At 64.9% G+C, this 12145-nt stretch carries 16 protein-coding genes and 1 pseudogene; 6 read left to right on the top strand and 11 right to left on the bottom strand.

Features of this window, described 5'->3' with window-relative positions; translation table 11 throughout:
• On the top strand, positions 1 to 1222 hold a 1222-nt coding region (locus SFU54_RS02620), incomplete at its 5' end, for a PrsW family intramembrane metalloprotease (protein WP_319014761.1).
• A gap of 10 nt (positions 1223 to 1232) precedes the next feature.
• Here SFU54_RS02620 and SFU54_RS02615 read toward each other — a convergent pair.
• Positions 1233 to 2294 carry a hypothetical protein gene (locus tag SFU54_RS02615; protein WP_319014760.1) on the bottom strand — a complete coding sequence of 354 codons (1062 nt, stop codon included), beginning with the start codon at positions 2292 to 2294 and terminating at the stop codon, positions 1233 to 1235.
• A 245-nt stretch (positions 2295 to 2539) separates the two neighbouring features.
• Here SFU54_RS02615 and SFU54_RS02610 point away from each other — a divergent pair, with 245 nt between their 5' ends.
• Positions 2540 to 3187: a zinc-ribbon domain-containing protein gene (locus tag SFU54_RS02610; RefSeq protein ID WP_319014759.1), complete on the top strand. Its 648-nt coding sequence runs from the start codon at positions 2540 to 2542 to the stop codon at positions 3185 to 3187.
• 107 nt (positions 3188 to 3294) lie between these two features.
• On the opposite strand, the gene SFU54_RS02605 is transcribed toward SFU54_RS02610, so the two are convergent.
• From SFU54_RS02605 to SFU54_RS02585, 5 genes are all read right to left on the bottom strand, one after another.
• Positions 3295 to 3855, bottom strand: coding sequence for an HdeD family acid-resistance protein (locus SFU54_RS02605; RefSeq protein WP_319014758.1), 561 nt, complete (start codon positions 3853 to 3855; stop codon positions 3295 to 3297).
• 59 nt (positions 3856 to 3914) lie between these two features.
• Positions 3915 to 4340, bottom strand: a complete 426-nt coding sequence (locus SFU54_RS02600; RefSeq protein WP_319014757.1) for a pyridoxamine 5'-phosphate oxidase family protein — start codon at positions 4338 to 4340, stop codon at positions 3915 to 3917.
• A gap of 65 nt (positions 4341 to 4405) precedes the next feature.
• Positions 4406 to 4528, bottom strand: coding sequence for a hypothetical protein (locus tag SFU54_RS02595; protein ID WP_319014756.1), 123 nt, complete (start codon positions 4526 to 4528; stop codon positions 4406 to 4408).
• Positions 4529 to 4540: 12 nt separating this feature from the next.
• Complete coding sequence (locus SFU54_RS02590; protein ID WP_319014755.1) at positions 4541 to 4684, bottom strand: hypothetical protein; 144 nt, start codon at positions 4682 to 4684, stop codon at positions 4541 to 4543.
• On the bottom strand, positions 4684 to 5076 hold the full coding sequence (locus SFU54_RS02585) for an HsmA family protein (RefSeq protein ID WP_319014754.1): 393 nt from the start codon (positions 5074 to 5076) through the stop codon (positions 4684 to 4686). The genes SFU54_RS02590 and SFU54_RS02585 overlap by 1 nt, the downstream gene beginning before the upstream one ends.
• Positions 5077 to 5168: 92 nt before the next feature.
• Here SFU54_RS02585 and SFU54_RS02580 point away from each other — a divergent pair, with 92 nt between their 5' ends.
• The 3 genes and pseudogenes from SFU54_RS02580 (at position 5169) to SFU54_RS02575 (ending at position 6705) form a co-directional block, all read left to right on the top strand.
• Positions 5169 to 5879 carry a lysoplasmalogenase gene (locus tag SFU54_RS02580; RefSeq protein ID WP_319014753.1) on the top strand — a complete coding sequence of 237 codons (711 nt, stop codon included), beginning with the start codon at positions 5169 to 5171 and terminating at the stop codon, positions 5877 to 5879.
• A 73-nt stretch (positions 5880 to 5952) separates the two neighbouring features.
• Positions 5953 to 6357: pseudogene (locus tag SFU54_RS11715) on the top strand (nuclease-related domain-containing protein); the annotation flags it as partial.
• Between the two features lie 54 nt (positions 6358 to 6411).
• The gene (locus SFU54_RS02575) at positions 6412 to 6705 is read left to right on the top strand and encodes a hypothetical protein (RefSeq protein WP_319014752.1); all 294 of its coding nucleotides are present in this window, start codon (positions 6412 to 6414) and stop codon (positions 6703 to 6705) included.
• Here the strand turns inward: SFU54_RS02575 and SFU54_RS02570 are convergent.
• On the bottom strand, positions 6702 to 6932 hold the full coding sequence (locus tag SFU54_RS02570) for a DUF167 domain-containing protein (protein WP_319014751.1): 231 nt from the start codon (positions 6930 to 6932) through the stop codon (positions 6702 to 6704). The genes SFU54_RS02575 and SFU54_RS02570 overlap by 4 nt on opposite strands.
• Before the next feature lie 102 nt (positions 6933 to 7034).
• On the opposite strand from SFU54_RS02570, the gene rpsO reads away from it, so the two are divergent.
• A complete protein-coding gene (rpsO, locus tag SFU54_RS02565; protein ID WP_255159172.1) occupies positions 7035 to 7304 on the top strand; it encodes a 30S ribosomal protein S15 in 270 nt (89 codons plus the stop codon).
• Between the two features lie 152 nt (positions 7305 to 7456).
• Here the strand turns inward: rpsO and SFU54_RS02560 are convergent, their stop codons facing one another.
• The 4 genes from SFU54_RS02560 to SFU54_RS02545 all read right to left on the bottom strand — a co-directional run bounded on the left by SFU54_RS02560 (position 7457) and on the right by SFU54_RS02545 (position 12062).
• Positions 7457 to 9064 (bottom strand): hypothetical protein, encoded by a 1608-nt coding sequence (locus SFU54_RS02560; RefSeq protein ID WP_319014750.1) that lies wholly within the window; start codon positions 9062 to 9064, stop codon positions 7457 to 7459.
• 280 nt (positions 9065 to 9344) lie between these two features.
• Entirely contained in the window at positions 9345 to 9989 is a 645-nt protein-coding gene (locus tag SFU54_RS02555) for a TetR family transcriptional regulator (RefSeq protein WP_319014749.1), read from the bottom strand.
• A gap of 28 nt (positions 9990 to 10017) precedes the next feature.
• Entirely contained in the window at positions 10018 to 11325 is a 1308-nt protein-coding gene (locus SFU54_RS02550) for an ABC transporter permease (RefSeq protein ID WP_319014748.1), read from the bottom strand.
• Complete coding sequence (locus SFU54_RS02545; protein ID WP_319014747.1) at positions 11322 to 12062, bottom strand: ABC transporter ATP-binding protein; 741 nt, start codon at positions 12060 to 12062, stop codon at positions 11322 to 11324. The genes SFU54_RS02550 and SFU54_RS02545 overlap by 4 nt, the downstream gene beginning before the upstream one ends.
• Positions 12063 to 12145: the final 83 nt, after the last annotated feature.

Here is a 12145-nt window from a genome sequence, read left to right as displayed (position 1 = left end):
GCGCACTACAGTTGCCCTCATGACCGAGCTTGCTGCCCCCACCGGCGCCCCGACCGAGGTTCGACTCGAGACGCAGGAGGTTGTGCGTTCGGGCATTCCCATCGCGCCCCGTCGGTCGAACGCCGGACTCATCGTGGCCGCGGTCATCGGCTTCATGGTGCTTGCTCTCGTCTTGCTCTTTGTTATCGCCTACCTGTTCGTGGGCCTCGGAGCAGCCGGGGTCATCATCGGTGGCATCATGGCGCTTGTTCCCCTCGGGATCGTTTTTTGGGGCATCCGATGGATCGATCGGTGGGAGCCCGAACCGCGCGGTGCCCTGGTGTTCGCGTTTCTGTGGGGCGCGGGTGTCAGCGTGCTTCTCGCCCTCATCGTTGACGCCGAGATTCAAAACGTCATTGCCGGCTCGGGGCTCGGCGAGTTCGGAGCAGAGTTCTTTGGAGCTGCGGTGCAGGCCCCGATCGTTGAAGAGGTGGGCAAAGGCCTCGGCGTGCTCGTGCTGTTTTTCGCTGTTCGCCGCCACTTCGATGGCCCGGTCGACGGCATTGTGTATGCGGCATGGGTGGCGGGTGGCTTCGCGTTCACCGAGAACATTCTCTACTTCGGCAATGAGCTCGTGGCGTCGGGAGCAGCGAGCACGGTTGAGGTGTTCTTTATTCGAGGCCTTATGTCGCCGTTCGCCCACGTCATGTTCACAGCGTTCATCGGCGCGGCCATTGGCTTTGCTGCGCAACGGGCGGGCTGGTTCCGCGGAGTCGTCGGCTTCGCCGTCGGGCTCATACCGGCCGTGCTGTTGCACGCGTTCTGGAATGGTGCGCTGTTCTTCGTTGACGACTTCTATGGCTACTACGTTCTCGTGCAGGTGCCCATGTTCCTTGTCGGAGTGTGGCTCGTGGTGTTGTTGCGCCGCAACGAACGCCGCATTACGTTCGAGCGCTTGGGCGAATATGCCGCAGTGGGGTGGTTTCACCCCGACGAAGTCGCCATGCTCTCCAGCCCGGGTGGTCGGCGCAGTGCCATGGCCTGGGCTCAAGCGAACGGCGTGGCCCCTCTCATGAAGGCCTTTATTCGCGATGCCACGAGCTTGGCGTTTGCGCGTCACCGCATCGTGACCGATCGCGATGCCATCGGGGCGCAGGGCGACGAAGCCGAGTTGTTGCAGCGTGTTGCCGCCTCGCGCCATGCGCTCCGCGGGGGAGACCCGGCGAACACAGCGTCTGCGTGACGCTCCGGGGTCAGCGGAACGAGCTGAACACTCCGGTCATCCACAGGGCTAAGAATCCAACGATGATCGCGATGCCGACCCACGACACCCCGCGGCGCAAGCGACGGCCCTGCGGGGCAACGACGTTTGCCGTGAACTCGCCCACTCGTTCGTCGACGTAGCGATCGGTCTGCGAAAGAGTCTTGGCGCCCACGGTCGTGACGATCGAGAGCAAGCGCTGGTAGATCGCCGGCTCGCCGAGCGGAAACGGACGGGCGCTGTAGACGAACATCCACCGATCGACGATTTCGACATCGAAGGGTGAAGCTTCATCAATCAACAGCGCCATGAGGTCGGGGGTGAAGACGTAGAGCGCGTCACGCTCATACTCCCGAGGGCAGTAGAGCGTGAAGTGCTCGTTGAAGTCGCCCTCGAGCGAGAGCACCTGATCGCGGGCGAACACCGCGGGAAGGTTTGTTGACCCAAACAGACCATTGTTCGCGCGCGAGTCGAGCAGCATGTGGGGCAATGCTCGATCGAGCTGCAGGGCGAGAAAACCCCAGTGGTGGGTCGTGCGATTCTTGCCGCTGCCGGTCGTGTACTGGTAGTTGCCGAAGTCGAGGTACCGGCTATCGGTCGTGCGGAAGTGATCGGTGACCTTGCGAGACGAACCCAGCGAAAAGATGGCACCGGGGTACGACGGGGGTGGACTCATCGCCGAAAAGAGCAGTCCGTTTGCCTCGGCGAAGCGCGCCATGCGCAATCGCTTGGCCCAATCGTGTCGGCGCGAAAAGAGACTGCGCCCGATCAGCACGGCAATGATCGGAATGATGACCAGCGGGGGAATGAGTCCGAGCAGCTCGACAACGTCGAACTCACCGCTCAGCACGCCGGCGACGAGTCCGGCAGACGGGAGCAAGAAGGTGAGGCCAAACGTGAGAAACGCGATGCCGCCCAGCACCCAGCCCACAACCTGAATGACCTGCATGCTCGAGCCACCGGGCTGAGCGGCGATGGTCGCGCGCCGATAGGCGGCGACCTCGTTCGGGTTCGGTTCGGCGAATAACGGCATGTAGTCGATCGTGCGGTCCACAGCGTCATCGTGGCATGCGCTGCCTCTGCGGGGTAGCGGTTGGCCGCGTTTTTGCCAGAAACAGACTCGCCGCCCAGTGGCGGGGCGAAGCCTCCTGCGCTCCTGGGCGGCGAGTTGATCTATTTCCAGTGTGCGCCCGTTGGCGTCGCCCGTCAATGGGGGGACGCCCACCCGCACGTGTCTTGCTAGCCTGTCGACTGTCGAGCCCCGCTCATCGATCGTCGGGGGCGGAGAGGTGAGGCGCGATGCGCGAGTGCACGGTGTGTGCAGCGCCGGTGCGACCGGGTGCCCGCTTCTGCACGAGCTGTGGCGCCCCGACGTCGACTGTTGAACCCGCGCCGCAGTCGGCACCCGTTTTCGCCGACGTGCCCGCGCCGCAACCGGCACTCGTTTCTGACGTGCCCGCGCCGCAACCGGCACTCTCTTCCGCCGCCGTGGAAGATGTCACGGTGGTGTCGGATGCGGCGCCCGAGCCACTCGACGACGTTCCGTCGCGCATCCCCGCGACGGGGCGCATTGCGGTGCCGCCCGCACGGAGCGAGCTCGCAACCTGGTCTCTTGTGGCAGGCGTCGCGCCCCTCGTCATCTCTGTTGCCGGAAACCTCATCGCCAGCCAGTTGGGTGTCGCCGCCCTCGAACGCGTTGCCGCCGGAGAGACCCAGGGCGCGTGGGCTGGGGTGCTCGTGACGCTCGCACTCGTTTTTGTTCTCAACGCGGGCCTGCTCACGGTGTGCGCGATCGCGGGAGTTCGCGCCATTCGTGAGACCGGCAATGGCGTGACGCGTGGGCGTGGCTTGGCGATCGCGGGCCTCGCCGTGGGCTCGGTCAACCTCGTCTTGTGGGTTGCGGGCCTCGTCGTGAGTGTCAACGGACTCGACGCCGCCCTCTCGTAGACCAGGGCGGCGGCGAGGTGCACAGCTCGTGCAACGAACGAGAGCCTCGCACCGTCAGCGTGTGCTGATCGCGCGAGGCCCTCGTCAGGGACGGATGGTGACAGTCGCTAGGCGGCCGCCTCGGCACCCTTCTTCGGCGGCAGCGAGAACAGCGTTGCGACACCGATGGCGATCAGAATCCAGCCACCAAAGATCACGAACGTCACGATCGCGAGGTCAGGGAGCGTGAAGATCACGATGCCACCGATGATCGAGATGACACCCGACACGATCGACAGCCAGCGCGGCAGCGCCGTGCGGCCGGTGATGCCACCAGCGATGGCCGCGACGCCGTCGAAGATCCAGCCGAATCCGATGACGAACGCGAGCACGAGCAGCGACTGCGCCAGGTTGTTGAGCGCAATGATGCCCGCGACGATGATCAAGACGCCCATGATGCCGACGAACCAACGGATGCCCGTGCTGAGGTTGTCGCTTGTGAAGGCAATGACGAGACGGAAGATGCCGCTCACGACGAGATAGGCACCGAACAATAGGGCGACCGTGATGAGCGTGGCGCCCGGCCACACAAGAGCGGCAACGCCCAGAGCGATTGCCGAGATCGCCGTGGCGATGACAAAGCCGCGCTCAAGCACGACGGGAGAAGGTGCGGCAGTCGTAACAGCCATGGGGCTCCTGCTTTCAGGGTGAACGGTTGCGGGGCGGTCGCACCCGCATCGGTCACAGCCTAGACGCGCGCAGGCTCCGGGCCGAGAGCGAATCGGCGACCGGCGATCTCTGTCGGGCGGATGCGCACCCAGCGGTATTTGAGCGAGGGAATCCACGGGCTCAGCCCCAAGTGTTCGGCGACATCCATTTCGCTTTGACGTTCGACGCGCTCTGCGCGGCCCTTCACGACGACGCTCCAGGCTTCGGCATGGTCCGAACCATCGATCTCAAAGGCCACACGGTCGTTGATCGCTAATTCGAGCAACTTCGTGCCGGGTGCGGTGCGGAAGTACACCGACAAACTGTCATGGACCGCGTAGTTGATCGGAAAGATGTCGACGAGCCCGGCAGCGCTGGCCGCGATTCGGCCGAGGTTGTGCGAGCGAAGCAATTGCCAGCATTCGTCGGCTGTGAGCTCGGTGATTCCCCCGAATCCCATCACCATGGCGGCCTCCTCTCGGCACTTTCATTTCACTGCGACTGCCGTGCGTGCAATAGGGCCGAAGGTCCCTAACCGGAGGTTGTCACCGTGCCCGATACTTCGCACACGGCGGCGAGGGTGTTGTAGACCGTTCCAAACTTTTGCAGGTTACGGTGCAGCAACTCGACGCGGTGCGCGGGTTCGGGGGTCACGAGGTGCAGGGTCTACTCGATTGCGGTGAAGCGTGGGGGAGCATCCGGCTGCCAACGGGTGTCGAGGGCGATGGCGTCACCCGAGTGCAGGGTTGAGTTCGCCGCGTCGGCGTGCGCCGTCACGGTAAAGCCGAGTGGAGCCGCGGGGGTGCTCATCAGCCGAGGCTCGACCCGAGCGCGCCCGTGACGTAGGGCACGAGCCAGATCGCCCACACGACGACCGAAAACCAGTGAAAGCGGTGCAACTCGTTCTCTCGTTGACGCACGAGCACGATGACCGCCCAGGCGAAGTGCACGGCCATGAGAATGAGGGCCACGAGTCCGCTGATGGCCATGACCTGGTTCAGGATGCTCGGTTCAACCCCCGCCGCCCGATTCGCACCGGCGATGAGACTCATGAGGGACGTGCCGCTCGCGTCGGCCGCGAGCCCCAGCCCGAAGAACACGGTGTGCCACGGCTTGAGCGTCTTCTGGGCGCGCTCTGACCACACGCCGATCGTGTAGAAGACGAGCGCGAGCGTGATGAGAATGATGGCGGGAAGCAGCATGCTGTCAGTCTGCGGGCGGGGGCCCGTGGCGCGAGTGATGCGCGCGAAGTCAGGACGAACGTCCCACCCGCGCCCGGCGTAGCCTGAGCATCGTGCGCCCCACCTTTCGCCCCCTGCCCGCGTTCACTCCCTTCATCGCCGTGACGGTCGTGCACCTCATCGCGATTGCGGCGGGTGGTGACCAAATTGTCGCGGCGACGAAGCCGCTGCTCATGCCGGCACTGCTCATCGCGCTCCTCCTGGGTCTGCCGGCGCGGCGGTCAATTCTCCTGGTGTGGGGTGGCCTCGCCCTTGTGTTTTCCTGGCTCGGCGACGTGTTGCTCCAGAGCCCTGGCGACATCGGTTTTCTCATCGGCATGGGAGCGTTCGGCCTCGCGCACCTCGCCTACATCGCGCTCTACCTCGGGCCGTTGCGCACTCGTTGCGCGCCGTGGTGGGGAATTGCCGTTGCTGCTCTGTGGTGGATCGCACTTGTAACGTTTCTGGCACCGAACCTCGGCGGGTTGCTCGTCCCCGTTGCGGTCTATGGCCTCGTGCTCGGGACGGCTGCGGCAACCGCTCTCGGCACGTCCAGACTCATCGCCACTGGTGCGGGCGTCTTTCTCGTCAGTGACACCCTGCTGGGCCTCGACCGCTTTCTTCCGGGTTTCTCATTCGGCGCCGTCGACCTCCTGATCATGTTCACCTATTGCCTCGGCCAGGGACTCATCATCGCGGGTGTCGTGACGGTCGCGCGGCGGCGGGCCGGCTTCGCCAACGCGGGGCAATTAGTGCCGGCCGCATCGCCACAGGAATTGATGTGAGCGCTTCTCGATTAGCCTTTTAGGCGTGAACGATTCGCTTGACTTGCGCACTCGCCCACCCGCGATAGGCGTGATGCGCGAGTGCCTTGCGCGACACGAGCTTGACCCCCCTCAGTCTCGGTTGGCCTGGCTGTTTGGAATGCATCCTCTTCGACCCGACGCGCGGGCGTGGTACCGAGGCGCCCTGGGTGAGCTCGCGGTCGCCCGTCGCCTCGACGCGATGGGGGGCGAATGGGTCGCAATTCACGGTGTTCCGATCGGATCTCGTGGCGCGGACATCGACCACCTGATCATCGGTCCGTCGGGGGTGTACACGATCAACACCAAGAGGCATGCAGATGCCCGTGTCTTCGCCGGAGGCGGTTCGATCCGGATCAACGGGCAACCGACTCAGTACGTGCGAAACTCGCAATATGAGGCCGACCGCGTGGCGAGCAAGCTCTCTGGAGCTGTCCGGTATTCCGTTGAGGTGACTCCGGTCATCGCGCTCGTGGACACAGCAGAAGTCACGTACGGGATGAAGGAACCCATCGTGGCGACTCTCACCGTGTCTCGCCTCACCAGCTGGCTGCAACGGAAGCGGCGAACGCTCAAGGCCGAACAGATTCGCGAACTCTCAGCGGCCGCGGCGCGATTGTCGACATGGGGAAGCCTCCTTGCTGACGGGACGCCTGATGATGAGGTCGTTTGGCGCTTTAGTCAGATCGATCAATCCGTGTCGTGGGCGATTCTCCGCAACCGGCTGTGGATTGTCGCAGCAGTGCTTGTCGGTGGGTCGATTGCTGTCAACGCCATCGGCGCACAACTCAGCGCGGTGCTCGGCTAGTCGTCGACGACGACGGTCTTGATGCGGGAGCCCTGCCCGCGCGTGATCGTGACACGACTCGGTGCCAACCCCAGGTGCTCGGCAAGCACGCGTTCGACGGCGGAGTTCGCCGCACCGTCGACGGCTCGCTCGCGCACGACCACGACGAGAAGCCCATCGTCTCCCGTCTCGACGAGCGGCCCTCGGCGCGAGCCGGGCTTCACGCGGATGCGAAGCGTGCGGGGCATGCCTGGTAGTATCTCAAGGTTGCCGTCTAACGGCCGCGGAGAAAGAGAGCTCGAGCATCCCGCTGCGAGCGCCGCGCAACGAGCAGAGAAGGGGGTCCCTCTATGGCACTGGAATCAGACGTCAAGAAGGCGATCATCGACGAGTACGCAACCCACCCCGGTGACACCGGATCCCCTGAGGTTCAGGTGGCGATGCTCACGCGTCGCATCAAAGACCTCACGGAGCACCTGAAAGAGCACAAGCACGACCACCACTCGCGTCGTGGCCTGCTTCTGCTCGTCGGTCAGCGCCGTCGTCTGCTGGGTTACCTGGCCGACGTCGACATCGAGCGGTACCGCTCGCTGATCGAGCGCCTGGGTCTGCGTCGATAAAGACGCTGCGCCGCTAGCACTCCTGTGCGCTAGCGCGTCGTCGATCGACACCGCGAACTTCTTCTGCGAAGGCCGCCCCCGAGAAATCGGTGGGCGGTCTTCGTGGTTATCGGCCGTGTTGTGGCGTACGGGTTCGGCGACGGATGCTCGCGCTACGGTTCGAGCGCTTCGAGTCGATCGATCATGGGCAGCAGCAGTCGAGCAACCTCGGGCTCGCTGAGCCCCGCTCCACCACCCGACTCGATGACGACGCGCACGACTACGTTGCCGTGTTGCAGCTCGTGACCGCGGTCGGTGAGCCCGCCGTCGTGCTGCCACCCGCTGTGCCAGGTCGGCCGGCCAGTCACGATCGGATCATCGATCGAGTCGTAGCCCACGATCTTTGCGGGCAACATGGTGACGTCGATGTCGCCCTGGGCCGTCGTGATGGTTTCCCACGAGCACAGGCTGTTTGCCGAGTCGATTGCCGCCGTATACGCCTCAGCGCGTTCGGGGTTTTCAAAGACGCGAGCGACGATACGAATACTCGTGTCGCCGCGCTCATAACGGCCGAGATCGACGAGTTGGTCGTCCCGAGCGCCGGAGTCGACACTGGGGTTGCCGCGCACGACGGGCTCGACGCCGAGAGCGAAGCGACACTGCGCATTGGTGGTCTTGATGAGCTGGCGAGCGTCGACGGCCGGGCCAGCCAGCAGAGCGACGGGTTCGGCGTTACCGGCCGCAGTCAGCCCCAACGCGGCAAGGTCGGCCGCGGTGGGTGCCACGCTGCTGGCCTGCTCCGCCGTGAAGCACTCTCCCGTGCATGGCTTGCGGTCGGAGAGGGTTCCGCTCGGCTCGGGCTGAAAGCCTGCTTGTGGGGTGTCATTGCCGTCGAAGACGCCGAAACCTTCCCCGGCAATGAGCGGCCACGACCCCATGTCGGTCGCCATCGTGGTGGCGACGCGGCGAAATGCCTCTTCACTAATCGCGTTGTTGGTCCAAACCAGCAGCCGCACGACGGCGTTCGACCGCAGGGTTTCAACCACGTAGTAGCGGCCTAGTCCGTCGGTTGTCTCGGTCCACCCGATCGCGGCGACGGTCGGTGGAACCTCGAGAGCCGGCATCGGCGTCACTTGGGTGGCCCAATCAGGGCCAACACCCTCATAGCCGTAGCTCGTGCACTGATCGATCAAACCGTGCAGTTCGACGAAGTGTTCTTGGGCATCAGCCGCAGTGTCAAAGAGGCGCAGTGATCGAATCGCGGTTGACGCACCCGATTCGCTCTCGAAACTGGTGAGCCAATAGATCGGGTCATCGGCGGTCGGGCGCGACCCGATCGAAATCGTCACCGGCGCCTCGGTTGCCGTGAAGGCGCACGCATCGGGGGTGAGCCCAGAGGTGGTCCAGTAATCGACGGTTTGCTCGTATTGCTCGATCGGGTTCGAGGCGAGGTAGGTGCCGGCCGGGTCGAGCACGACTCCGGTACCCAGTGCTTCCCAGTCCGATGCCTCGAGCTTTGCCTCCCACTGGTGGCCTGCGTTAAAGCAGGGATCGTCGCAGTCGGTAGCCTCGAGCGGAATCGGGCTGCCCGCTTCGCCCTCGAGAAGAGGGGCAGGCGCGACGTACCCGCCGAACCCGCTCGCCAGCGTGTTGTAGAGCACAATGCCGGCGCCGGCGATCGCGGCGAGAATCGCAAGGCCAGCGGCGGTGATGCTGAGCCCGACCACCCAGCGACGCGCAGGCGTCCAGGTTGGTGCCGTGTGCGGAATCGAGGCTGGCATCGACGCGAGACTGCGATATCGCGCGGTGGTGCTCGACGGCTGCGCGAATCCCGGCGGAGGCGAGACCGGTGTCACCTCGAGCGGTGTCGGCGGAGCCCAGGTGTGGCGTGGTACCTCACCCGATGGCGCCGCGGACGATGCGGGGGCCGAGTCAGAGTCGGGCGGCTGCGGTGTCGACACGGGGGCTCCAGCGGCTCAGGGGGTTTGGCGGCGTCTGTTGCTTGACGCTACAACATGAGGCGCCCTCGCGGCAGGCGGCGACGGATGCTCGCGCGAACCCTCACTGACCCCCGAGCTTGGGCAGCACGGCCCTCACCCGAGCTCGCGTCTCATCCACGATCGCGGGGATCGCGGTCGACCGACCACTCATGAGTGAGTCGGCGGTGTAGCGCATGACGCCAGCGAGGATATGCGCCGTGAGTCGTGACTGCTCGCGCACCTCGTCGCGCGACTCTGCGGCATCCGACACCCGCAGCAAGCGGTACTCGATGACCTCGGCGAGTTCCGCTTCAATGCTGGCGAACCGTTCGAACTGTCGCTTCATGAGGTCGGCGCTCGAGGTGATGGCGCGCATGCGCAATCGCATGAGCTCGGCGTCGTGAGTTCCGTCGAGCCCGGGAAGAGTGATGAGCGTAACCGCGTCAGAAAGCAGGTCGGGGCTCGTCGACGCAATGAACGCGCGCACGCGCGATTCGTCGAGGCGCGGTATGTCGGTGCCGATGATCGCGGCGTCTTTCGTGGCGAAGTGATTGAAGAACGTGCGCTGTGACACACCGGCATCGGCGCAAATCATGTCAACCGTTGTGGCATCGAAACCGTGCTGAAGAACGAGCGCCACGGCGCTTGACTCGATGCGGCGGGCGGTAGCCGTGCCGCGAGAAGTGGGCGCACTCGACCGATCGCGGTGCTCGCCGGTCGTGCTCATGGTTCCATCTTCTCGCGGCACGTCGTGATTACTCGTACCGCAGTGATTCGATCGGACGCTGGCGTGCCGCCCGACTGGCCGGCAGGGCACCCGATACGAAGGCGATCGCGCTAATCAGCAACACGACACCGATCAGGCTGGCCGGCTCGAACAAGAAAAGCGAGAGCCCTTCGAGGTCGGCGAGCGGACCAGCGGCGAGCGCCGTGCTCAGGCCCGAGCCAACGAGCATCGCCGCGCCAACTCCGATGAGGCTGCCGATCACCCCAATCGTCACGGCTTCGAGACTGAAGAGCGCGAAGATGCGCGAACTGCCCATGCCCATGGCCTTCATGAGGCCTATTTCCCGCGTGCGTTCTTGCACGCTCATCAGCAGCGTGTTGACGATGCCGAACGCGGCCGCGATGAGTGCGACGATCGCGAAGGCGTTGAGCACACCCGTGATGCCGGCAATGACGGTCGTCACGATGCCGAGCTGGTCTTCTATCGTCTGGGCGCTGAAGCCCGCGTCGTCAAGATCGCTCGTCACCTGGGTGATCTGCTCGTCGCTTAATCCCGACTCGAGGTAGGCGATCGCGATCACCGAGTTCTCGTCGGCACCCTCGATGCCCGCGGTGCGCAGCCTGGCAAGCTCGGTCACGAGAGCGTTGTTGGCTCCGGCGCCGCTCGCGAACAAGCTCGAGCGGCTCACGCCCACGACCTCGGCGGTGATCTCGTGCGTTTCGCCCGTGATGTCGGTCATCCCGATCGTGATGTCGGTGCCCACGGCGTCGTCGGCGCTCGCAAAATCGAGGGCGTCGAGGTAGTCATTGGGCAGCACGACTTCGAACGTGTCGCTCGTCTGGTTGAGTTGGGTGCCCGCTTCGAGGTCGGCAACGGTCACGGCCGACTGTGGGTTGACGCTGAACTCGAATTTCGCGCTCGAGTCGGTGCTCACCCAGTCGGTAGAGATCGACCGCACCGGATCAATGCCGCTGATTCCGTCAATCGCGGCGATTGCGTCGAGATCGTCATCGGTCAACGGTTCGGCATGCGCGCCGGCCAGCGGCGCACCGCCGGCCTGCGAGCTCGACGAGGTTGACGTCTCAGGGTCCCACTCTGCTGGCCCATCGCTCTCGGCGGCAGCCGTGAGGTCTGTTGCCGCCTGAACGAGCAAGACATCGTCGGCGGCGAACGAGTTCACCTGTGTCTCGATGTAGTTCGAGACGCCAGCGCCCAGCGCGGTCGTGATCGTGAGTGTGAAGGCGCCGACGAAGAGCGCGAGCACCGTCAGGGTCGTCCGCAACTTCGAGCGGAAGGTATTGGCGACGGCGGTGCGGGCCAGGTCGATCGCTCTCATCGGGCCACCCCCTCGAGAACGCCAGCGGCGCTGTCGCTCACAATGCGGCCGTCACGCAAGACCACCTGTCGGTCACAGCGCGCGGCGAGATCGTCGTCGTGGGTCACGATCACGAGGGTGATGCCTTTCTCGCGGTTGAGGGTGAACAAGAGGTCTTCAACGATCGCGCCGGTCGCCGAGTCGAGGTTGCCCGTCGGCTCGTCGGCAAAGATGACCGAAGGGTTACCCGCGAGTGCGCGGGCGATGACCGTGCGCTGCTTCTGGCCACCCGAGAGCGTCACGGCTTTCGCCGATGCCTTCTCGGCCAGGTCGAGCGTGCCGAGCACCTCGAGCGCGCGGGCCCGACGGGCTCCGCGGCGCACGCCGCCGATCGTGAGCGGCAGCGTCACGTTCTCGAGCACGCTCTGCTGAGCGTTCAAGAAGAACTGCTGAAAGACGAACCCGAACTCGCGGTTGCGCAAGCGGTTGAGGGCACGGGCTGACAGCGAGCGAGCATCCGTGCCATGAATGCGCACTTCGCCGGTCGAGGGCTCGTCGAGCACGGCGAGCAGGTGCATAAGCGTGCTCTTGCCCGAACCGCTCTTGCCGACGATCGCCACGCATTCGCCGGCGCGGATGCTCAGGCTGACGTCGCTCAGCGCGTCGAAGCGACTCGCGCCGCTGCCGTAGTGCTTCGAGAGGCCCACGGCTTCGAGCGCCGGGGGAGGCGCACTCGGGTGGGGGTCATCGATTGCCATGGTTCTCCTTTGGTGGTGGGGGGGGTGGTGTGAAATTACAGTAACTGCAGGCCAATATGCAGTGACTGCAGTTTTGCTATGAG

The sequence above is a fragment of the Microcella sp. genome (genome assembly GCF_033763155.1).
Lineage (GTDB): Bacteria > Actinomycetota > Actinomycetes > Actinomycetales > Microbacteriaceae > Microcella.
The sequence above is the reverse complement of the archived record's forward strand: the minus strand, read 5'-3'. Positions and strand labels throughout refer to the sequence as shown.